At 31.0% G+C, this 23,393-nt stretch carries 19 protein-coding genes; all 19 read right to left on the bottom strand.

Annotated elements, in window-relative coordinates; genetic code table 11:
• Positions 1–3 precede the first annotated feature (3 nt).
• Positions 4–456, bottom strand: a complete 453-nt coding sequence (locus BR82_RS0101150; RefSeq protein ID WP_027088652.1) for a YaiI/YqxD family protein — start codon at positions 454–456, stop codon at positions 4–6.
• Positions 444–1,025 (bottom strand): rhomboid family intramembrane serine protease, encoded by a 582-nt coding sequence (locus tag BR82_RS0101145; protein ID WP_027088651.1) that lies wholly within the window; start codon positions 1,023–1,025, stop codon positions 444–446. The genes BR82_RS0101150 and BR82_RS0101145 overlap by 13 nt, the downstream gene beginning before the upstream one ends.
• Positions 1,026–1,826, bottom strand: a complete 801-nt coding sequence (locus BR82_RS0101140) for an immunoglobulin-like domain-containing protein (RefSeq protein ID WP_027088650.1) — start codon at positions 1,824–1,826, stop codon at positions 1,026–1,028.
• Positions 1,827–2,283: 457 nt separating this feature from the next.
• Complete coding sequence (locus BR82_RS16240) at positions 2,284–7,758, bottom strand: alpha-N-acetylglucosaminidase TIM-barrel domain-containing protein (RefSeq protein WP_051592709.1); 5,475 nt, start codon at positions 7,756–7,758, stop codon at positions 2,284–2,286.
• Positions 7,759–7,908: 150 nt separating this feature from the next.
• The gene (gene gltX / locus BR82_RS0101130) at positions 7,909–9,348 is read right to left on the bottom strand and encodes a glutamate--tRNA ligase (RefSeq protein WP_027088649.1); all 1,440 of its coding nucleotides are present in this window, start codon (positions 9,346–9,348) and stop codon (positions 7,909–7,911) included.
• A gap of 1 nt (position 9,349) precedes the next feature.
• Complete coding sequence (ispF, locus tag BR82_RS0101125; RefSeq protein WP_027088648.1) at positions 9,350–9,832, bottom strand: 2-C-methyl-D-erythritol 2,4-cyclodiphosphate synthase; 483 nt, start codon at positions 9,830–9,832, stop codon at positions 9,350–9,352.
• A gap of 107 nt (positions 9,833–9,939) precedes the next feature.
• On the bottom strand, positions 9,940–10,632 hold the full coding sequence (locus BR82_RS0101120; RefSeq protein WP_027088647.1) for a DUF2238 domain-containing protein: 693 nt from the start codon (positions 10,630–10,632) through the stop codon (positions 9,940–9,942).
• A gap of 121 nt (positions 10,633–10,753) precedes the next feature.
• On the bottom strand, positions 10,754–12,358 hold the full coding sequence (locus tag BR82_RS0101115; RefSeq protein ID WP_027088646.1) for a CTP synthase: 1,605 nt from the start codon (positions 12,356–12,358) through the stop codon (positions 10,754–10,756).
• Positions 12,359–13,101: 743 nt separating this feature from the next.
• On the bottom strand, positions 13,102–15,750 hold the full coding sequence (gene adhE, locus BR82_RS0101110) for a bifunctional acetaldehyde-CoA/alcohol dehydrogenase (protein WP_027088645.1): 2,649 nt from the start codon (positions 15,748–15,750) through the stop codon (positions 13,102–13,104).
• Between the two features lie 188 nt (positions 15,751–15,938).
• Entirely contained in the window at positions 15,939–16,628 is a 690-nt protein-coding gene (locus BR82_RS0101105; protein WP_027088644.1) for a glycerophosphodiester phosphodiesterase, read from the bottom strand.
• A 9-nt stretch (positions 16,629–16,637) separates the two neighbouring features.
• Positions 16,638–17,579, bottom strand: coding sequence for a calcium/sodium antiporter (locus BR82_RS0101100; RefSeq protein WP_027088643.1), 942 nt, complete (start codon positions 17,577–17,579; stop codon positions 16,638–16,640).
• Between the two features lie 117 nt (positions 17,580–17,696).
• Positions 17,697–18,488 (bottom strand): Cof-type HAD-IIB family hydrolase, encoded by a 792-nt coding sequence (locus BR82_RS0101095; RefSeq protein WP_027088642.1) that lies wholly within the window; start codon positions 18,486–18,488, stop codon positions 17,697–17,699.
• A gap of 62 nt (positions 18,489–18,550) precedes the next feature.
• The gene (locus tag BR82_RS0101090) at positions 18,551–19,024 is read right to left on the bottom strand and encodes a superoxide dismutase family protein (protein WP_027088641.1); all 474 of its coding nucleotides are present in this window, start codon (positions 19,022–19,024) and stop codon (positions 18,551–18,553) included.
• Between the two features lie 352 nt (positions 19,025–19,376).
• Positions 19,377–20,804: a C40 family peptidase gene (locus BR82_RS0101085; RefSeq protein ID WP_027088640.1), complete on the bottom strand. Its 1,428-nt coding sequence runs from the start codon at positions 20,802–20,804 to the stop codon at positions 19,377–19,379.
• A 265-nt stretch (positions 20,805–21,069) separates the two neighbouring features.
• Positions 21,070–21,624, bottom strand: a complete 555-nt coding sequence (gene nusG, locus BR82_RS0101080; protein ID WP_027088639.1) for a transcription termination/antitermination protein NusG — start codon at positions 21,622–21,624, stop codon at positions 21,070–21,072.
• A 1-nt stretch (position 21,625) separates the two neighbouring features.
• The gene (gene secE, locus BR82_RS0101075) at positions 21,626–21,814 is read right to left on the bottom strand and encodes a preprotein translocase subunit SecE (protein ID WP_027088638.1); all 189 of its coding nucleotides are present in this window, start codon (positions 21,812–21,814) and stop codon (positions 21,626–21,628) included.
• 11 nt (positions 21,815–21,825) lie between these two features.
• On the bottom strand, positions 21,826–21,975 hold the full coding sequence (rpmG, locus tag BR82_RS16560) for a 50S ribosomal protein L33 (protein ID WP_009009294.1): 150 nt from the start codon (positions 21,973–21,975) through the stop codon (positions 21,826–21,828).
• 48 nt (positions 21,976–22,023) lie between these two features.
• A complete protein-coding gene (locus BR82_RS0101070; RefSeq protein WP_027088637.1) occupies positions 22,024–22,641 on the bottom strand; it encodes a sigma-70 family RNA polymerase sigma factor in 618 nt (205 codons plus the stop codon).
• A gap of 17 nt (positions 22,642–22,658) precedes the next feature.
• Positions 22,659–23,384 carry a 23S rRNA (guanosine(2251)-2'-O)-methyltransferase RlmB gene (gene rlmB / locus BR82_RS0101065; protein ID WP_027088636.1) on the bottom strand — a complete coding sequence of 242 codons (726 nt, stop codon included), beginning with the start codon at positions 23,382–23,384 and terminating at the stop codon, positions 22,659–22,661.
• Positions 23,385–23,393: the final 9 nt, after the last annotated feature.

The raw sequence follows: 23,393 nt of genomic DNA, 5'->3' as shown, positions 1-23,393 counted from the left end.
AGTTTATTTTGAACTAGCATTTTTATTATTGATCAATATATTTTCTAACTGTCTTAAAAAAATATCATGAATCTTTTCTGTCCTTTTAGCAGGACCTTTTACCCGCTTGTTCATCCGTCTTTGTTTAGCCGAAACATAGCGTCCCATCAATAATTGATCAATATTTTCATTATTAATAACTTTTCTTGAAGGATGAAGTACTTGAGTCCCTTTTAACAAAGCATAACTTGCCAATCCATAATCCTGACTAATTACTAAATCACCTTTTTTACAAGTATTTATGATTGCTTGATCAACACTATCTTTACCGACTTCACAAAAACAAACTTTAAAATAATCATCTTGAAGACAATGAGCATAATCAACAAAAACAATCATTTCTACCAAATAGCGTTTAGCTAATTTTTTTATTTCTAAAAGATCGGGACAAGCATCACCATCAACTAAAATAGCCATGTTTTACAACCAATCAAAATTGTCATCGCTAAAAAGCCGCCTATTAAACCTCCGATATGCCCTGCTTTTGATACACGACCATTTAAAAATGTAAAAGCAATATTAATAACAATAATATACAAGTATGATTTTAATAGCATATAAAAATTCCCACCAGCAAATATTCCTAATGATATTATCGCACCTAAAAAGCCATAAAAAATACCACTGGCTCCTAATGTAATTGTATTATATGAACTAATAAACTTTTTCCCTTGATAATAACAAGCTCCACTTGTTGCAATACAACTGATCAATACTAAATAAATATATTGACCAGACCCCAAAAGCGGTTCAAAAAATCTTCCTCCTAAATAATATATACTATATACATTCATAAATATATGCACGATATCAATATGAACAAAATTAGCTGTGATAAAGCGCCAATACTCCTTTTTCACATCAATTCTGGGCATGTAAAACGCTCCATATTTAATCGCTAAAGATGATTTATCATCACTTTTATCAATAAAATTAATAATTATAAATATAATAATACAAATTAAAATAATTAAATTAGTTATCATTTAACGCCCTGCCTTTTCCGATTGAACAACTGTTACTCTTCTAGTTCTTTGAAGTGTATGCCCCTTATCATTAGTCACTGAATATATAACCTCATATTCTCCCACTTCATTAACATTAACATTATTTTTTAATATTTTTATTTTTTCAGTAATATCATTCCCGCTGCCATCCGTAGCTTCTACTCCCTCTAAAGCATTAAAACTACTTCCTTTTAAAATTTCAATATTATCGATTCCCGTTAAAGTTGGATTATTTCCATTTTGTCCAGCTACAATTTTAACCCTTAACGAAGCTGATTGATTACCTGCTTGATCTTCAACAATGATCCTTTCAACATATGATCCCTTTTCAGTAAATATTTTATATGTTTCTTTTTCTTCTCCTTCACCTTTAAAATATGCAGTGTATGTTGAATTATCTTCCACTTCCTCAATTAAATCAATCGCATTAATTTTTGTATTTAAAGCTACATTAAAAGTTGATGCTTTTAATGTAACTACAGGTTTTGTAGTATCTACTATTTTTATATAAAAAGGATATTCTACCCCTAAATAAGTTGCCGAAACTTTATAAAGTCCTATTTCATTTTTTAAATCTGAAAAATTCAATACAACTTGTGATAAAATAGCCTCATTTGCATTTATATAATATTGTGGAGAGGTTTGGATTTCACTACCATATTCATATATAAACGTATCTCTTCTAATTGTCAAAGGGGTGATATTAAAAGCACAAACAACTAATATTATATTAACTAAAGAAAAAAACGCTAATATAATTATAATTATTTTATTTTTCATACCCTCACCTACTCCCTAAGAATCATTATATCATCTTTATATGAAAATTGCTCTAATTATGCAAATGAATATATTCACGAACTATATTATGCCTTTTTATCATAAAAATCAATTACATTTAAAAATAATTAATATTTTTTAATATCTTAACTATAGAAATATTCCCTATTAAATAATATCTCCATTTATCTATAAAAATAACATAATGTCTTATCTTATATCTCATAATTAATTATCTAAATCAACAATTATAATATTCCAAAAAATATATAACTATAACTTTTTTATAGTCAGCCCATTAATCTTATTATTTATTAATTTTGATATATGCTTCTATTTTACTCTATCATTATCCAAATTGTTTATTGGTAAATATTTACCTCAACGATTAAAGTTAGATACCTCACAAAAAACAGCACAATTCCTTGTGCTGTTAATCTTCTATATGTAAAACAAATCAACATATATTAGACTTCTTTTTTCTCAACAAACTTAATCCCATAAAACTTAAAATTGATAAACTAGCAAAGATTTCAATTAAACCATTATCTCCAGTAGCTACACTTGCTATTGTATCGCCGGCTTTTACCGAATCACTTGCTTCTAATCCAGCCATTGCTTTAACTAATACTTCTTTTGCAGTATCTACTTCTTCCTGTGTTGCTTCTTGATCAGCTAATGTTGCTTTTGCTTCATTTAACGCTTCCATCATTACTGACCATGTCTTAGCACTATAATTTGTGGCATTTAATGATTGAGCACGATCAATCAATCCTTGTAATAGATCCTTATTTGGAATCAATCTCATATCTAAGTATGCTCTTATTAACTCTGCATATGCATTATCTACTGCTTCTTGAGTTGCATCTGGATCATCTAATACTGCTTTTGCATTTGCCATTGGTTCATCTAATCCAGCTACACTTGCTTCTGTATATAGGCTCTTATCTAAGCCATTTACCATGTCATATGCTTCTTGTAATTTTGTTTTATCTGCTCTTAAGACTAAGTTTCCAATTGCTTTTGTTAAGTTATTTAACGCTTCTGTTACATCACTTTCTAATGCATTTTCATCATTCATGACTTCAGTTGCTGCTTCGATTGCTTCTTGCAATGCTGTCCATGAATCAGTTGTATAGTTTTCTTCTTCATGACCATTTGCTTCTTCTAGTAAGGCTTCTAAAGCACTCTTATCACCTTTTACAAAGTCTAACATCTGAATTGCGTTAGCTAGACGATAGAATGATGCATCGATCGTTGTTTGATCAGCGCTAGAATCAGCTAAAATTCCTTCAGCTTCAGCTAATGCTGCTTCAAATTCATTAACGACTGCTGGTACGACATTATCTAATGCACCTTTAGTTTTTAAAGTATTTGCAGTATCGACAGCTATTTGTAATGCTGTTTTATCACTTTCAACTGCTATTAAGATTAAATTATCATAAGCAGTTTTTAAGTTTTCTACTGCTAAATCTATTTCTTCCTGACTAGCTTCTGGATTTACTTGAACTCCAATTGCAAGTGTAAGAATTTCACTAAATTGATTCCAACTTTCTAAAGTGAAATCACTTTGATTAAGTTTTTCACATTTTGCAATTAATTCATTTAATTGCGTATAATCTGCCAACTTGACAAATTCTCCAATTTGATATTCTTCTACTTTTTCATCTTTATAATAGTATTCAACGATATCACCTTGTCTAATTACATCACTTTCTGTTAATTCATTTCCATCTCTAATTACAATTATCTTTCCATTTTGAGAGATATCAAATCCTGCTAAAAATTGTTTTACCGTTGTATCTTCATAAACATCTTCAATTATATTATTTTGAATTGTATATATACCACTTCTTAGTTGAGCATATGGTTTATAGAAATTAAATTCTGCCGCTGTTGCCGAAGCATTTGTAGCAATATTATTCCAAATTAATGTTTTAGTAATCACTAATTTTACATATTTTGTTGTAACTGTTTCAAAATTGCAAATACGTTCATTGCCATTTTGTTCATATTCTTCCTGGGCAATCATACGATATTCATTACCATCATCACTTACCCATAATTCAATTCCTAAAATATCTCCATTTCCCGTTGCATTGCTATTATAATTTCGTGGTAAAATAATAAATGAATTAATAGTTTCAGCTTGATCAAATTTAAAGAATACGGTATATGGAGCATTTATATTGGTTTGTGTTGACCAAAAAGTACTCTCATTTCCATCAATAGCATTACTAATTGGATAATTGTTATAATTAGGCTTATCGCATGAAATCGAAATACTTATCTGATCTACTTGCAGTTCATCTACAGAATTATCATTTAAAGAGTAATTATTTATAAATTCTTCATATAGCGCTTTTGTATCACCTGTTGCTTCAATACTGTATTCTTTATCACTTCTAGCCCACTGCCAAGCCATTTGATGAGATTCTTCTACTGAAATCTCTTGATAATTACTAATATCCTTACCTTCAATTTTATCTGTTAAACGTTGAATCCAAACTTCCCAGCGCTGCAAATAATAATCTTTTGTTAAACCGCCATATTCGCGGTTTGCATAGTCATATACTCCCCAACAATAATATGGTGCCCAAGTTGAGATAATTGCTTTGCTGTTTAATTGGAAAATCATTTTAGTAAAATCATCTTGTCCTTTTGAAGCATTTTGGGCTGCATTTAACCATGTTCCAACCATAAAATTTTTATTACTATTTAAAACCTGATCTTGAAGTTCTACCATATCTAAGAACTCTTGAGATTTTTCTTTAAATAATTCAATATTCCCATCATTAAATGCTTTCGTAAATTCACTATATTTCTTTTCTGCACTATTAGCTACTGCCTGTCTTAAAAAGTCAGTTACATCATATAAATATCCTTCACTATCTTTTAATTGTTCATAATCTTTCATTAAATAATTCAATGCTTTTTCAAATTTTTTCAAATCATAATTTTTGCTCATACTACCATTTGGCGCTGACTGTTTTGCATTAAATTGTGGTCTTACATTAATTATTGATTCTGGTGGATCAGCATGAGTTGCAGGACGATAAACTGTTTCTAATAATATTTCCCATGCCTTTTGAACATTTTCACTACTACTACCATATCTACGTTCCACATAATGCTTGATCCATTCATCTAAATCCACATCATTTTCTTCCCACATCATTTCGAAGAATAAATCAAATCTAACTGGATTATTGTTAGTTCCTTCTGGTGCAATTCCCATTCCAACCATATGACTTGTTTTATCTTTTACTTGACTTGGTATTGTTGTTAATTTTTCAAGATTTCCATGCACACCAGAGCGACCACCATAGTTTTCAAGCATACAATATACCCAACTACTTCCTGAAAATTCATTTGTAGATGTATATCTTGCTGATTTACTAGCATTTAAATCTAATAATAAAATGTTATTTTCTTTTTCTTCCGTTGTAATTTCACTTAATAAATCCGATTGAAAACTCCATGATTGAATAACCCAAACTGCGTCATTATCATATGCTTTCATTTCATCTAATACTTTTCTTCCAACAATATTCCGACCTATTCCACCAGTTTGTCCACCTTCATGAAATGGATCAGTTGCATAATAATTAGTAACCTTTCCATATACTTCTTCTTGTGCTTGATAAAACATTTTTGCATATTCTTGGTATGTTTCTGTATTCGTTTTTAACATTGCTGGTCGCTGCATTCCATTCCAAAGACCTTGAGGTATTATTTCAACACTTGCATCTTTTTCAGTAATACTATTAGGAACCATACCACTATAACCTTGTAAAATAGGTGTCATTCCTAATGCACGCATTTTTCTTTGATTCATTCTTGCAAGTTCAGTACGTTGTGCAAACCAGTTATCTGGAATTGGTCCATTGACATTTTCCATATTAGCCATGTACTGCCATCCATAATATCCTGGTCCAACTAACCAGTCTTTGATTTCATCAATTGAATAACCTAAGTTACTCATAAATCTTCTCCAGACTTCTTCTTGTCCAGTAATATCAAGGATAGCATTTACACCATTTAAGGCTAACCAATCCATTTCATTTCGCCATTCTGTTTCACCCCAAAATGCCATTGTATAAGAATGAGTACAATAATTATATGCGTATCGTACTTCATATAGCGTTTCCTTACGGATCGTTTCTGTTACCGGAACTACTTTATTTGGCATTTTAACTTGCCTCGCTTGTTGTGTAATGGAAACATTACAGTAATATTTTAAGTAATAATTCAATCCCGTAGTTAGAGAAACACCCTCATTTCCTTTGATTTGAATTTTACCATTATGATTACTAATCTCATAATAATCATTATCACTTTCACTATTTTCTTCTAATACAAACTCAAACCAGTCTAAATACTTTTCACCAATAGTACGGCTTAGCACTCCTTCTACTTCTTTAAGAGTTTCACTTTTAGTAATTGGTTTTGCATACTCAGTATCTTCAAAATCACTTATCTTAATATCTGAACGTTCAACTATTGGCGTTTCACTTTCATCACCATATACCCTAACTTCAGCAAAACTTCCGGTATTTCCAGCTGAACAATATTCAAGATAAACACGTACGATTCGAGCTTCTTTACCATTGATTTCAAACATATTTCCATCTTTTGTTACGAGAGCATCATCAACTTTTTCACCAACTTTATCAAAAGTCACACCATCCATACTTGTAAAAATAGAATACTGATAATACGCTTGTAAATCTTTAAAATTTGGAATCACTTGAATTCTATCAATATTATAGTTTTTCTCTAAATCAATATCGATATAAGCTGGATAATACAATGCCTGCCATGTTGTCGATAATAATCCATCATTTATATTTGAAACCGGATAACTAGCATTATTACTATAAGAACGAACCGGTTTTAGATATGCAATACTAGTAGTATCGACATCTTCTATATCAGGAGTAAAATCTACGTTTTCTATCCCATATACTCTTAATTCATTTATATGCATTGATGGATTAGCTGAATTTGATAACATTTTTACTTTAATAAAACGAATTGTTTTTGTTTCAAACGTATATGTATCTCCATCACTTGTTTGTGAAATATTATCCTTCTTTTCTCCAACTTTAATATAATCGAGACCATTTACACTAACATATACTTCATAATTATAATAACGTCCATCTGAATAGTATGGAAGCACATTAATTTCATCAACATCAAAATATCCTTCTAAATCTACTTCTAACCAGCCTTCTCCAGCTACCGCCCAAAATGAACTAGTATTATTATCTACTGCCTTTTCTGGATTACTGCTGCCTTCTTGTCCTGATGCTACAACAGTCTTATTTAAAGCAACATTTGTTTTTATTTTTTCATAAGCTGGATCTAATTCTCCATAAACCCGTAATTCTTTGATATGTCCCGTATTATTATTTGGCTGATTCTCAGCATGGGTCTTTAATATCTTTACTTTAATATAACGAGCTGTAAAAGTATCATCGAAAACATATGTATCTCCTTGTGGTGTATTCCACGCTGTATCAGTTTCTTCTGCAACTAAATCATACTTTTCATGATCAATACTTGCATATATTTCATAATCATAATAACGATTCGCATTTGCCGGCACATCAAAATAAGCCATTAAATTTATTTCTGAAATCTTATAGTAACCCTGTAAATCCACTTCCAACTCACTAGGATTAACTGAAGCCCAATATGTATTTTCATTGCCATCAACTGCATACGATGCATATTGATTATTTTCTATTGTCGAAGATGTTACAGGTTTTTTCAAGGCAATATTTTCTTTTGATGTTTTACTTGAAACATCTATCCAAGCAGAATTGCCGTATGTTTCATTTGCAAATACTCCCGTAGTTGGAATCACTAATGATACAACAAGTGATGCCAACATTAAACATTTTAAAAATTTCTTTATATCCATACTCCTTTCCCCTTTTCTTTAAAATTTAATAATACGGATAAAACATCTAATCTTTAACCTCCTTCCTATGTTATCCTCTACCAATATTATAACCTAAAAAAAATAGTAATTTTTTGCAATCACTAGTAAAATAATACAAAAAAAGAACAGTTAAAACTGTTCTAATCTCATCAACACTTTTTCTTTACCTAACAAGCAAATTGAACTAGCTAAATCTGGACCATGCATTATTCCCGTTGTTGCAATTCTTAAAGGCATATATAACATTTTACCACGAACCTTGGCTTCTTTTTGTGTTGCTTTAATACATGCTTGAATATTTTCTTTAGTAAATTCATCCAATGTTTCTAATTTAGCTTTAAAAACACTTAATGTGTTAGGAATACTATCATCTTTCATAAATTCTTTAGCTTCATCATCTAAATTCAATTCATCATTAAAAAATAAATCAACTAAAGCAACAATTTCTTTGCCATAAGATAATTGATCATGATATGTAGCAACTAACATATTGATCCATTCATCACTTTTATCAGACAAATCATAAGCTTCTTCTAAAAATGGTCTACATAAAGCTACAACATCATCTAACGATCTTTCTTTAATATAGCGATTATTTACCCATGTTAACTTATCTTTATCAAACATTGAAGGTGACTTAGATAATCTTTTTTCACTAAATTCTTTGATCAATTCTTCTTGACTAAAAATTTCCTGTTCTCCTTCAGGAGACCATCCTAATAACGCCATAAAATTAAACATTGCATCTGGTAAATATCCTTCATCTTTATACTGAGAAACAAATTGCATAATACTTTCATCACGTTTTGATAATTTCTTTCTTTGTTCATTTACAATTAATGTCATATGACCATAAGTAGGTGGTGTCCAGCCAAACATTTCATAAATCATCATCTGTTTAGGAGTATTACTTAAATGCTCTTCCCCTCTAAATACATGGGTAATATCCATTGTATGATCATCAATAACAACAGCATAATTATAAGTTGGTATTCCGTTAGCTTTTACTAACACCCAGTCTCCAATATCATCAGATTCAAACGAAACATGCCCACGAATCATATCATCAAATTCATAGGTTTTACCAGCTGGTACTTTAAGTCTAATTGTATAAGGAATCCCTGCAGCTTCTTTTTTGGCTACTTCCTCCGCTGTTAAATCTCGACATTTACGATTATACATTGGAGCAATTCCTGCTGCTACCTGGCGTTCATGCTCCTCATCTAATTCTTCTGGAGTACAAAAACATTTATAGGCCAAACCACGATCTAATAACTCTTGAGTATATTTACGGTAAATATCTAACCGCTCCATTTGGCGATATGGTGCATATTCTTTTTTAGGATTTAATGGTGATTCATCAGGAATTATCCCAAGCCAAGCTAAATTATCTAACTGGCTTGCTTCCCCACCTTCAATATTTCTTTCAATATCAGTATCTTCTAAACGAAAGACAAAATCTCCACCATAATGTTTTGCAAATAAATAATTAAACAATGCCGTTCTGGCTCCACCTATATGTAAATGACCAGTAGGACTAGGTGCATATCTTACTCTTACTTTTTCCATCTTAAATTCCTTTCTTTTTTAACATCACGACGCACTGAGAAACAACTCCTTGTTCTTGACCAACAAAACCTAATTTCTCACCACGTGTTGCTTTAATATTAACATTAGCAGAATCACATTTTAAAATACTACTAATATTTTCTTTCATCTTCTGAATGTAAGGTGCCATCTTAGGTCTTTCAATCAAAATAATTGCATCAATATTACTAATCTCATAGCCTTTTTCATCCATCATTGTATATGTTTTTTCTAATAAAACCAATGAACTAATATCTTTATATTGATCATCAGTATCACTAAAATGCTTTCCAATATCTCCCAAGCCTAAAGCTCCAATAATGCTTTCAATAACTGCATGACATAAAACATCAGCATCACTATGTCCTAGCAACCCTAGCTCATGTTCAATTTCCACACCACCTAAAATAAGCTTTCTTCCAGATACTAGCTGGTGAATATCAATTGATTGTCCAATTCGATACATATTTTCACCCCTTCGCACCATATTCTAGCACAATAACCGCTTATATTCTAGGTTATTTTAAAAAGAAAAAAGATCTAAAATTAGATCTTCATTATAAACTATATTATTTAGGTTCTTTTCTTACGTTTACGATGATCCTCTCTAATATATTCAACCGTCCCTACTGCAGTTGCTCCAGCAAGATCCAGCATTAGATCCTTCATCGTATCATTTAAAGCTTCATGACCTTGTAACGGTTCATCTTTTTCACCATATAATGTTCCTCTTGTAGATTTCATATATTGTTGATTATTTGTCCCAAAAATGTCATCAACTAAATACTCTCCAATTTCCCATAAAGCCCCTAAAGCCAAAGAAAACAAAACCACACAAACACAAATATACATATGTCCCATATACAAATTAATACTATCTCTTTTAACAAAATAATCTATTAATACAAAGCCAAGATATGCTAAAATCACTCCAGAAAAAGTATGCAATATCGAATCCCAAATTGGAAATTTTTTATAAAAATCAAATACATCTCCTAAAACAAAACCACAAAATGCAAAAATTGTCAAAGAAGTTTCTAACATAATCGGTATTTTCAATCCGATTTTATTTTTAAGACGTTCAGGTAAAACAATGATTCCCATCATTAATAATAACTGGATAATAGAAAAAACCAAGCGTCTAATTTTTTTATTATCATCGACAATGAACAAACATACTATAGCCCCAATCAGCATAGTTAAAGTCAAAATACAAATAGTTCCTTTTATTATTCGAAATTTTTTAGTTGATTTAGTTTCCAACATACAATATCCTCCATAATTTATTGTATTATAACAAAATCTTCTATAAAATCCTACCAATATAACTTTAATAAATAATTAAAATTTTCTAAAATCTTTTTCAACCAAAAAAATAGGCCTAAGCCTATTCTTTATATTTACGATTATGTGCAGCTGTAATTAAACCTTGAAATAATGGATGTGATCTATTTGGACGACTTGTAAACTCAGGATGAAATTGACAAGCAACAAAATATGGATGATCTTCAATTTCAATAATTTCTACTAAATTACGCTCAGGATTAATCCCAGCAATAATCAACCCATTTTCAACTAATATATCCTTATAATCATTATTAAACTCATAACGATGACGATGACGCTCTTTTATCATTGGTGAATCATACAATTTCCTAGCATTAGTTCCATCTAATAATTCACAATTATAATCACCCAATCTTTGAGTTCCTCCCATATCTGTTAACAACTGATCTGACATTAAAGTAATAATTGGATTTTTAGTTAATTCATCAAATTCTAAAGAATTTGCATTTTCTAAACCACATACATTTCGAGCATATTCAATTGTTGCCAGCTGCATACCCAAACAAATTCCAAAAAATGGCAATTTATTTGTTCTCGCATATTCGATTGCATCGATCATACCTTCGATTCCACGATTGCCAAATCCCCCAGGTACAATTATACCATCAGCATTTTTTAATTTATCAGCAACATTATCTTTAGTAATTTCTTCAGAATCTACAAAATCAATATTTACAACACTATTTTCATAATATCCCGCATGTCTTAAGGCTTCATTAACTGACAAGTAAGCATCTGGAAGTTGAGTATATTTACCAACTAACGCAATCGTTACTTCATGATTTAATCCCCTGACTCGATTAATTAGATTTTGCCATTCATTCATATCAGCTTTTGGAGCCTCTATTCTTAAATGATCAAGAACCAAATCATCCATATGCTGTTCCAATAGCATCATTGGCAACTCATATAAAACTTCTACATCATAATTAGAAATTACATTTTGAGTTGGAACATTACAAAAAAGAGAAATTTTATCTTTTAATTCTTTTTCAATATGCTTTTCACTACGACAAACAATAAAATCTGGTTGAATCCCTAGTCCACGTAACTCTTTAACACTATGTTGAGTCGGTTTTGTTTTCACCTCATGACTAGCTCCAATATATGGTAATAACGTTGTATGAATATATAAAGTATTCTCATATCCTAAATCTAGGCGAACTTGACGAATCGCCTCTAAAAAAGGTAAACTCTCAATATCACCAGTCGTTCCCCCAATTTCAGTTATTATAATATCGGCTTTAGAACTAGAAGCTACAGCATAAATTTTAGCCTTTATTTCATTAGTAATATGGGGAACAACTTGTACAGTTGCTCCTAAATAATCACCACGACGTTCTTTAGAAATCACATCACTATAAATTCTTCCTGTTGTAACAGATGAATTTCTATTTAATGCTTCATCAATAAATCTTTCATAATGTCCTAAATCCAAATCAGTTTCTGCTCCATCAGCAGTTACAAAAACTTCCCCATGCTGATAAGGAGACATAGTTCCTGGATCAACATTAATATATGGATCTAATTTTTGCATAAAGACCTTTAATCCGCGTTGTTTTAATATTCTACCTAATGATGCAGCAGTTAATCCTTTTCCCAATCCGGAAACAACTCCACCTGTTACAAAAATATATTTTGCCATTTTTAATCTCCTTGTATAATATATTTTGTAAAGATGCCTAGTCATCTTTACAAGTTTATTTCAATATTGGATTTTACTAAATTATAATAGGGTTACTAGTCACCTTATTATTAGAAATTACTCTAATTCTCCATGTATATAAATAAAAATGTCTTCCATGGAAGACATATTATAGCCCTTTTACATTCTAGCAAACTTTTATTATCTAGGCAAGAATTTTTTAGCATAGATTATTTAAATAAAAGAGAGTGCTGGGGTACACTCTCTTAAATGTATAGGCCATTCTTGGGGAAGAAGGGGGTGGCCTATACTTTATATATTATCTTGTCTTGACGACATCTGTAATAATAAAGAATAATTATGAACACTTTATGAACTTTCTTATAAATTGTATAAAAAAAGGAACAATTTCTTGTTCCTCTTTTTGCATAGGTGATTATATGGGAGAGGGGTCACCTATGCAAGTATTATTGTCTTTCTTTTACATAACCATAATACATATAAGAATATAACCCATTTTTATTTAAATGTCAACATATTATAAATAAATATTTGGTGGAAATAATATTTTCACTAAATATCATTAATTTGTTTTAAAAAAGTCATTTTTTTAACGTTAATACTGTAATTAAGTTTGTAAAATATTTTATTACAATAAATATTTAATAATATTTCTATAAATTACTATTTCTATTTACCACCAAAAAGACAACCTATAAAAGGTTGTCTAAGATTATCTATTATTATTTATCAAATTTATTTTTGTAATCCCAAATAGTTCTTAAGATTGCTTCCATATCATGTACCATTGGCATTCTTGGGTTTGCAGGAGTACATTGATCTTCATAAGCATTCATAGCTATTCTATGAATTGCTTCATCCCAATCTTTCTTATCGATTCCTTGAGATTCAATATTAGATGCCAAACCAACTTTATGACATAATTCTTCACATGCATCAGCAAACATTTGAACACCTTCTGCAGGAGTTTTTGGATCTAATCCAATTAATTGAGCTAACTCCATATATTTAACATCTGCTTTATAATTTTCAATTTTTGGCCAGATATTTAATTTAGTTGGAATAGTTCCATTATATTTAATAACATGTGGTAATAAGATACCATTTGTACGTCCATGTGGTATGTGGAATTCCCCACCAATTTTATGAGCCAATGAGTGGTTCATACCTAAGAACGCATTAGCAAATGCCATACCTGCAATTGTTGCAGCATTATGCATTTTTTCTCTAGCTATTGGAGTTCCTTTAGTAACTGATTCTTCTAAATAATCAAATACTAATTTAACAGCTTGTTTTGCCCATCCATCAGTAAAGTCAGATGCTAAGATAGATACATATGCTTCAACTGCATGTGTTAATACGTCAATACCTGTATCAGCTGCAATAGAAGCTGGTAAACTCATTACGAATTCAGGATCAACGATTGCTACAGTTGGTGTTAAAGCATAGTCAGTTAATGGATATTTCTTATTGCAAGATTTATCAGTAATAACTGAGAATGGTGTAACTTCTGAACCTGTTCCTGAAGTTGTTGGAATACAGATCAATCTAGCTTTCTTTCCTAATTCTGGGAATTTGAAAGCACGTTTTCTAATATCCATGAATTTTTGTTTAATATCATCGAAGCAAACTTCTGGATTTTCATATAATAACCACATAACTTTTGCAGCATCCATTGAAGATCCACCACCTAATGCGATAATAGTATCAGGTTGGAATTTATTCATTAATTCAAGTCCAGATTGAACTGTATCAAGACTTGGATCTGGTTCTACATCAAAGAATAATTCTAAATCTACTTTATTACGTCTTCTTCTAATTACATCTTCAATTTTTTCTACATAACCAAGATTGTACATTCCTCTATCTGTAACGATCATGGCTTTTTCCATAACTTTCATATCTCTTAGATATTTAATTGAATTTTTTTCGAAATAAATTTTTGGAGGAAGTTTAACCCATTGCATATTGTTATTACGTCTCCCTATTCTTTTAATATTGATTAAGTTAACAGCACTTACGTTATTAGATACAGAGTTATGTCCGTAAGAACCACAACCTAAAGTTAATGATGGAATGAATGCATTGTAAACAGAACCAATACCACCGAATGTAGATGGGGCATTTTCGATAATACGAATTGCTTTACAAGCATGTCCAAATCTCTTAGATAATTCATGATCTTCTGTATGAATTGCAGCAGAGTGACCTAATCCGTTGAATTCAACCATTTGAGTTGATTTTAAAATACCGTCTTCAGTATTTTTAGCTCTTAAAACTGCCAATACTGGAGATAATTTTTCTCTTGTTAATGGTTCATTTGGTCCTACCTCTCCACATTCAGCACAAATAATTTGTGTATCTTCAGGTACTTTGAAACCAGCTTGTTCAGCAATCCAAACAGCAGGTTTACCTACAACATTAGGATTTAATTTAGCTGCATTTACATTATCACCATAAGCAACTGCACCAAACATAAATTGTTCTAGTTTAGCTTTTTCATCTTTATTTACAAAGTATACTTTAAATCTTTTAATTTCTTTCATAAATGCATCATAGATTTCTGTATCTACGATTGCAGCTTGTTCAGAAGCACAAATCATACCATTGTCAAATGATTTTGATAATACAATATCATTTACTGCTCTTGGTAATACACATGTTTTTTCTACATATGCAGGAACGTTACCAGCCCCTACACCTAATGCAGGTTTACCACAAGAATAAGCAGCAGCTACCATTGCATTACCACCAGTTGCTAAGATAGTTGCAACACCTGGATGTTTCATTAATGCAGTAGTTGCATACATAGATTTAACATCTAACCATTGAATACAATCTTCTGGTGCTCCAGCAGCAACAGCAGCATCTCTAATAACTACAGCAGCCATTACAGAACATGCATGAGCGCTTGGATGGAATGAGAAGATGATTGGATTTCTTGTTTTTAAACAAATCAATGATTTAAAAATTACTGTTGAAGTTGGATTAGTTGTTGGAACGATACCGCAAACAACACCTACTGGTTCAGCTATTTCAGTAATTCCTAAAAGTGGATCTTCATTAATGATCCCAACTGTTTTTAAGTGACGCAAATTACTTGTTACATATTCACAAGCAAATAAGTTTTTAACTGCTTTATCTTCAAATACACCACGTCCAGTTTCATTAACTGCCGCTTCAGCTAATGTACCATGAGCATCTAATCCTGCTACAGAACATTTAGCCACGATATAATCTACTTGTTCTTGAGTAAAGTTTTCAAATTTTGATAAAGCTACTTGAGCTTTTGCAACTAGTTGATCAACTTTAGCATCTATTTCTTCATTTGTTGGTTCAACTACTTTGTTAACAGCTTTTTTTTCTGCCATTATTTCTTCCTCCAATTCATTGTGAAATATTTAATTTGTTTCCATTGATAGTGTACCCCAATTTAGCAAAAAAGACAAGCAATATTGTGCATTTTTTCACAACAAAAACAGCTTATTAAACTTGAAAACGCTATCATCTAATTTGTCATTAAATTATTATACGCAAAAAAACTAAGACTAAAACAGCCTTAGATATCACGGTTTGTAATTATGGTTTTAACTCCTGCTTCTAAAAGAAAATTCTTAATATCTTCATTATTAACTGTCCATGTATTAACATCAATACCATGACGATGATAATCCTCAATTTCCTTTTCATTTAAGAATACATATTTAGGATGCGCAGCATTAAATTTATATTTAAAAACTTTTTTCTTGTTTATTTCATAATCATCTTCATATAAATAACCAAGATATAATGTATCATCCAATTCCCGCAACTTTAATAGACTATCTAAATGAAATGACGAAAACATAACCTTATTCAACAGCCCCTTTTCTTTAATCATCTCATATGTCATCTTTTCAATATTTAGATATTGAATTTTATCAGTTTTTATTTCAATATTTAAAATAACATTTTTATCCATACAATAATTCAGCAATTCTTCTAATAGCGGAATTTTTGCATCAATATCTTTAAATCGATAATTAAAATTAAACTGACATAACTGCTGATAAGTATAATCTTTAACATACCCTTTTCCATTAGAAGTTCGATTTATTTTCTCATCATGAATCAATACTAATCGATTATCTTTTGTCAAATGAACATCAGTCTCGATACCATCAAAATTACCCTCGATTGCCTTTTTAAATGCCAACATTGTATTTTCAGGATATTTTTCACTATATCCTCTATGTCCTAATTTAATCATCATTTTCTCCTATAAAACACTTATAAAATAAGCAATATAACCCATCAGCATTACGATTGCTCCACTTTTCTTCAAAAAAAGATCATTATCAATAAATGCATACAACAAAAATAACGCTCCAATAGCAATAATTCCATCACTAATAAACCCACTTTCAAAAGCTATCGCGTTAGGCGAAATCAATGCTGTTGTCCCTAAAACAAATAAAATATTAAAAATATTACTACCAACAATATTACCAATCGCTAAATCACTTTTCCCTTTCCAGGCGGCAGTCATTGAAGTAACTAATTCTGGTAACGATGTCCCAAATGCAATTATTGTAAGACCAATCAATCGTTGACTGATTCCAATCACTTCAGCTATATAAACAGCTGCATCGATCGTTATATTACTTCCTACTACAATCGCCGCTATTCCAATAATAATCATTATAAATAATCGTAGCAGTGTATCTTTAGCGCCAACTTCTTCAACCTCATCTATCGGTACTTCTTCACCTTTTTTAACCAATCGATATAAATAATATAAAAACATCAAAAACAAGATCCATAAAACCACACCATCAAAGTGATCAATTGACTCACCAAATTTCCCAAGTATCAGCAAAATTAAAGTAATCACCATTACAAAAGGAATTTCATAATGATATGTATTTTTCTTCACTTTCAAGCGTGCTATGCAGCCAGAAATTCCCAAAATCAGCAATACATTCATAATATTACTACCAATTATATTTCCTACCGCCAAATCAACATTACCGCTCAGCGCCGAAGTAATTGAAATTGCTGCTTCAGGTGCACTCGTTCCAAAAGCTACAATTGTCAAACCAATTACAATTGATGGAATGTTTAATTTCGCTGCTAATTTAGAAGCCCCTTCAACAAATATATCAGCTCCTTTTATCAACAAAACAAATCCGATAACCAAACAAGTTACTTGCATCAACATATTATTTATTTTATCTCCTTCCAATAACAGTTTATATCAATTCTATAATTTTAGTCATATCATAGCACCAATCGCTAAAAAAAACTATAAATAAATAAGAAAAGCAGCACTTGGCCGCTATATTAATTCAAATTTTTTTAACGCTTTTTCAATTCCATCGTTTTCAATTCGGTCAGTTACATAATCAGCTACAGCTTTAGCCTCTATAACAGCATTCCCCATAGCAATCCCCAAACCAGCCGTTTCTAACATCTCAATATCATTTCGTCCATCGCCAAAAGCAATTGTATCCTTGATATCTTTATTTATATTTTTGACTAATTCACTAATTCCAAGGGCCTTTGAAACGCCTCTTAATGTTAAATCGAAAGAGCAATCACTTTGATGTCTTTGAACATCAAAATAAGGGCTTAATGCTTCAACCATAATCGGAATGTCTTCTATTTTATTAACCACGATCATTCCTATATATGTCTCTATTTTATCAGGATCAAACTGGTCAATTACAGTTTCTGGTTTCATTTGCCATTTTTGACTAAACTCTATATGCTTTATATTCTTACAATCACGAACATAAATAAAATCTGTACTTTCAAAATAATAATTAAAATCATACTTTTCACAAAGTTCCATTGTCGCTTTAATAGCTACGCTAGGAACAACTGCTTTATAAATTGGTTTCCCAAGATATTCGACATACCCGCCATTACATGTCACATACCCATTAAAAGGATAATCCATAACACCATCTGTAATAAAACACTTACAGCGTCCTGTCGCCAAAAAAACATCATGACCATTCACTTTTAGTTGGTCCAGATCTTGTCTTAATTTATCTGGAATAGAATAAATCCCTAAATTGCATTCTATCAAAGTCCCATCAATATCAAAAAACAATAACTTATTCATAAAATACCTCCGCAATACATTGTAACACAAGTTAAATACATTTTTGCTTAGATGAAACAAAATTATTGATATAATTCAATTATTTGACCACAGGCTATCATTTTCCCTGAATTTCCTGAAGGCTGCGTGGTAAAATCATCAGCTTTTTCGTGAATGATCACTGTCCGTCCGACAATTTGACCTGGTGTAAATTTTTGAATATATACACTCATCCATGCTTGACCACTTTTTGAAAATAAAGGCGGTAAATCGCCACTATGATAAGGATGTTTACAATCATTTATACTGAAATGGCCTCCAGCCTCATAATATTCTAAGGCAGCATTTTTTGCACATGATGTCCCCTCATGAATATGAAAACCATGAACCCCCTGTCCACACTCTGTATCCGGTAACCCTTGAACATCAATCACCAAAACACTCCCCTTATCATATTCATAAACTAACAAAGTCCCCCTTATTCCTTCCCCTTTTATAACTGCATAAGCTTTAGGACTATCCTCATATAACATACTTATAATATCAAATGTTTTCATCACTTTTTCCTCACTTTATACACCTATATGAAAAAAAATCAAAAAAATGATTACTTGATAAATATTTTCTATATCTTATACACTAACATTACATATATAGAAAAAAATCAGGACAACAATATTACAAATATTTATATATTTTACATTCTTAAAACAAATAACATCAATTGCAATCACATAGCTATGATCTTTTCAACCACACAAAAACATTGGTCCTAGTAATTTTTGATTCTGTTCTCTTGCCCTTTATATATTACTTTTTTAAACTTTTAATATCTAGTAATAATATCCGACCTAATAAAAAAAGATATCAAAATCATTCAAGATTCTAATATCTCTATTTTACTATATCTTATAAATATCTTCTAGCACACACATAATTTTTTTGTAATGGTGAAATTTTTACCACATCTCCCGTTTGTGGCGAATGTACCATTTTACCATCACCAACATATATTCCTACATGTGTAATCCGACCTGAACTAGAACCAAAGAAAACCAAATCACCAGGTTGCAAATCACTACGTTCAACCGCTGTTCCACCTTGAGATTGAGACTGAGCAGTTCTTGATAATGATATGCCATGTTGGCGATATACCCAAGAAGTAAATCCAGAACAGTCAAACGAATTAGGACCTGTAGCACCCCACACATAAGGGCTACCTAGTTTAGTATAAGCCGTTTCTAAAATTTTTGTTCCTGGTGTATAAACTTTTACTTTTAATATTGCAGCCGAATTATTTCCAAGGGCATCAGACACCGTATAAGTTACTTCTTTATCACCTGTAGAACTTGTATCAATACTGCTAATTACAACATTTGCAGTAACATCGCCATCTTTGTTATCAATAGCTGATACTAAATAAGCTCTTGGATCAAACGGATCTCCCTTAACAACTTCAGTACTGTCAGTTGTCAAAGTAATCTGTGGCCCACTAATATCCTTTACTGTGAAATTAAGAATTGAAACAACCTCATTTTTAGCTTCATCTTTAGTACTAACTTTAATAGTCTGAACTTCGTTCTCTTTTCTTGTATCAACGCTACCAGTAATAGTATTAGTTACACCACCCATATCATCGCTGGCAACCAAATAATTTTCTAAAACAAACTCGCTTGCATAATCAATAACTATATCATTTCCTTGTGATAAAGTAACACTTGGCGGTGTTAAATCAGACACTGCAAATTCAAACATCTTTTCATTAACGTTACCAGAAGAATCAGTAACAGTTAAAGTAATATCTTGAATTCCTGGTTTAGAAGCATCTAATTCCTTATCCGTTTCAATAAATGGCGAAACGTCTCCATCAACATTATCAATTGCATTGATATAACTTGTTACATCATTACTTCCATTGATTGGCACTTGAACAACATATCCTTTATCTGTTCCAACAACTTTAAATTGTGGAGCTTCACCATCAACTACATCAACATCAATCGTTTTAGTAGCTACATTTGATGAACAGTCACTAGCACTAACAGTTATTTCATAAGTACCCAACTGTTTAACATCTACTTTTCCTTCTTCTACTGCAACAACCAACTCATCTCGCTGATCATGATTATCTTTAATATCAATTGCGTTTAAATCTAATTTTTCTCCATATGCAACCTCAATTCGATTTGAAACAATCTCTGGTGCTTCATTATCGACTGCTGCATAACCTACTAACATAAATACAGATACTCCTAAAATCGGAATAAACATAGCCTTACGTTTGATAATATTTTCATTAATAAAGTTATTTAATTTTTCACTCTTTATTTTCTCCATTAATTCACTTCCTATCTAAAACGACATTTCTATTATAGCACTTTTTATAGAAAAGTGCAAATTATCTTGATTAATTCAGCTAAATTTAAATTATTAAAGAAGATGTTTAATATATAAAACAAAAATATTATTATATTAAGGCAAATTTTTTGATTATAAAACTATTTTTACCTATTTTTTGGACTATAAACATAATATAATTTTACATTCACTATTATTAATATCTTTTAATAAAAAATGCCATGCTGCAAACATGACATCTACTCTATAAATCAACTTTTTCCAATTGCACCAATTCTATTTCCATTGGTGTTAAATTACCTAAAAAATCAATTAGCACTTTAGCCGTTTCTTTTTCAGTATCAATAGATTCAACTCTACCACTTTTACCAGCAAAAGGTCCACCGACCACATTTACTTCATCCCCCACTTGGTAATCTATTTCAACACTCGTACTCAATCCCATTTTCTTTAGAATTGGATCTAATTCACTTTTTTGAAGAGGAAAAGGTTTTGCACCTCCACCAGAAGAACCAATAAATCCAGTAACTCCAGAAGTATTACGAACAACATACCAGGCTTCATCTGTCATAATCATTTCAACCAAAACATATCCAGGAAACATATTTTTAGTTTTGTTTATTTTTTTCCCATCTTTAATTTCAGTTTCCACATGTTCAGGAATGACAATTTGAAATAAAACATCTTGCAATCCCATTGATTCAACACGTTTTTCCAAGTTCTCTTTAACTTTATTTTCATGACCAGAATATGTATTAACTACATACCATTGTCTACCTTCATCATTCATTCCTGTCATTTTAATTCATCCCCAACGTTTTTAAAATAAAGGCAATGATTGCATCTCCAGCAAAAAAATACAATCCTAATACAAAACAAAACAATAATACAATTGCAGAATTTTGTGCTAATTGCTTTTTACTTAACCAGCTAACCTTCTTTATCTCACTTCTAATTCCTTTTAAACTAAACCAATCTCTAAATTTCACGCCTATACCTCCTACTTCGTTTCCTTATGCAAAGTATGCTTTCCACATTTTTTACAATATTTATTTAATTCTAACCTTTCAACATTTACACGCTTATTTTTGGTAATTGTGTAATTTCTTGATAAACATTCACTACAAACCAAAATCACTTTTTGTTTCATATAATCAGCTCATTTCTACGCTATTATAATTTATCACAAATATATCAACTAGTCAAACAATTTTAATCTTGACATCTTTTTTTGAATCCGATAATTTGCATTATAAACCTTTTTAACATCTAATTGTAATGCTTTAGCTATTTCAACATCTTTTAAACCAAGCTCGTGACCTTTGATTACCGATTGTTCTAAACATGAACAATTTTCTAAAATATATTTTTCAATCGTTTCCCTTTGTTCACACTGAACAGTTTGGATATCAGGTTGATACTCTAAATTATTATTATCTTTAACAATATCAAAATAACTTGCTTTACCATCTTCACTACAATAACTGTTCAATGAAAAACAAACATTTTTTTCTTTGACCGATTTTCTTTTTTCTCTAATCATAACCGAACTAATTGCTCGCTGAATAATCATAGATAAATAACTTTTAACTAACATTCCTTTATCTGGACGATAACTATCTAGATTTTTAATACAGCGAATAACAACATCTTGAATATAATCATCACGCTCATTACGGTAATTTTCGCTATAAAAATAATATGTTGGCAACATTAACTCTACTTGCCAATAACAATATTCAATCAATAGTTTTCCAGCAACAGGATTGCCCTGTCGATATAAATAATACAATTCTTCAATATCGTAACCATTCATGGCTACCTCCCTTCTGCTTATAAAGGATTACGAGAATTGTATACCTGATACAAAATCACTGCCGCTGCAACAGATGCATTCAATGAAGTAACATGTCCTACCATCGGTAAAACGACATTGAAATCACAGCTTTTTTTCACTAAACGGGATATTCCAAAACCCTCAGATCCTATTACGATCACAAGTGGCATATTGTAATCTATTTGGCGATAATCCTGCGATTGATCAAGATCACAACCAACTATCCAAAAAGAACGTTTTTTTAAATCTTCCAACGTTCTAGCTAAATTAGTTACTTGAGCCACTTTAACATGATCGATTGCTCCTGTTGATACCTTTGCAACCGTTCCATTCAACCCCACACTTCGATTCTTACCAACGATGACACCATCAACCCCAACTGCATCACATGTTCTTAATATAGCACCTAAGTTGTGAGGATCTTCCAGCCCATCGAGCATCAATAATAACGGCTTTTTTTCTTTAGGAATATCATTTAACATCTCATCGATACTATAATAACGATATTCTTCTATTTCCGCCATGACTCCTTGATGGCTTACGTTGCCTAATTTCTTGATAAACTCAGACTTATCAACTATCTTTACATGAACCTTCTTTTTTTTACACAATTCGATAATTCTGCTATCTTTTGCATTGTTTTGGATATACACAGCATATACACTCTTTTTTCCTTTTAAAGCTTCTAATATTGTGTTTTTACCATATATATATTGTTTCATATTTTTCAC

The organism is Thomasclavelia saccharogumia DSM 17460, from assembly GCF_000686665.1.
Lineage (GTDB): Bacteria > Bacillota_I > Bacilli_A > Erysipelotrichales > Coprobacillaceae > Thomasclavelia > Thomasclavelia saccharogumia.
The sequence above is the reverse complement of the archived record's forward strand: the minus strand, read 5'-3'. Positions and strand labels throughout refer to the sequence as shown.

Bases quoted from the DNA above. Each gene is read 5' to 3' on its own strand.
- adhE (WP_027088645.1), bottom strand. From the start codon at position 15,750: ATGGCAGAAAAAAAAGCTGTTAACAAAGTAGTTGAACCAACAAATGAA.
- BR82_RS16240 (WP_051592709.1), bottom strand. From the start codon at position 7,758: ATGGATATAAAGAAATTTTTAAAATGTTTAATGTTGGCATCACTTGTT.
- BR82_RS0101120 (WP_027088647.1), bottom strand. From the start codon at position 10,632: ATGTTGGAAACTAAATCAACTAAAAAATTTCGAATAATAAAAGGAACT.
- BR82_RS0101085 (WP_027088640.1), bottom strand. From the start codon at position 20,804: ATGGAGAAAATAAAGAGTGAAAAATTAAATAACTTTATTAATGAAAAT.
- BR82_RS0101100 (WP_027088643.1), bottom strand. From the start codon at position 17,579: ATGTTGATGCAAGTAACTTGTTTGGTTATCGGATTTGTTTTGTTGATA.
- gltX (WP_027088649.1), bottom strand. From the start codon at position 9,348: ATGGAAAAAGTAAGAGTAAGATATGCACCTAGTCCTACTGGTCATTTA.
- BR82_RS0101095 (WP_027088642.1), bottom strand. From the start codon at position 18,488: ATGAATAAGTTATTGTTTTTTGATATTGATGGGACTTTGATAGAATGC.
- BR82_RS0101115 (WP_027088646.1), bottom strand. From the start codon at position 12,358: ATGGCAAAATATATTTTTGTAACAGGTGGAGTTGTTTCCGGATTGGGA.
- BR82_RS0101105 (WP_027088644.1), bottom strand. From the start codon at position 16,628: ATGATTAAATTAGGACATAGAGGATATAGTGAAAAATATCCTGAAAAT.
- BR82_RS0101140 (WP_027088650.1), bottom strand. From the start codon at position 1,826: ATGAAAAATAAAATAATTATAATTATATTAGCGTTTTTTTCTTTAGTT.
- BR82_RS0101070 (WP_027088637.1), bottom strand. From the start codon at position 22,641: ATGAATGGTTACGATATTGAAGAATTGTATTATTTATATCGACAGGGC.
- ispF (WP_027088648.1), bottom strand. From the start codon at position 9,832: ATGTATCGAATTGGACAATCAATTGATATTCACCAGCTAGTATCTGGA.
- BR82_RS0101145 (WP_027088651.1), bottom strand. From the start codon at position 1,025: ATGATAACTAATTTAATTATTTTAATTTGTATTATTATATTTATAATT.
- nusG (WP_027088639.1), bottom strand. From the start codon at position 21,624: ATGACAGGAATGAATGATGAAGGTAGACAATGGTATGTAGTTAATACA.
- rpmG (WP_009009294.1), bottom strand. From the start codon at position 21,975: ATGAAACAAAAAGTGATTTTGGTTTGTAGTGAATGTTTATCAAGAAAT.
- rlmB (WP_027088636.1), bottom strand. From the start codon at position 23,384: ATGAAACAATATATATATGGTAAAAACACAATATTAGAAGCTTTAAAA.
- BR82_RS0101150 (WP_027088652.1), bottom strand. From the start codon at position 456: ATGGCTATTTTAGTTGATGGTGATGCTTGTCCCGATCTTTTAGAAATA.
- BR82_RS0101090 (WP_027088641.1), bottom strand. From the start codon at position 19,024: ATGAAAACATTTGATATTATAAGTATGTTATATGAGGATAGTCCTAAA.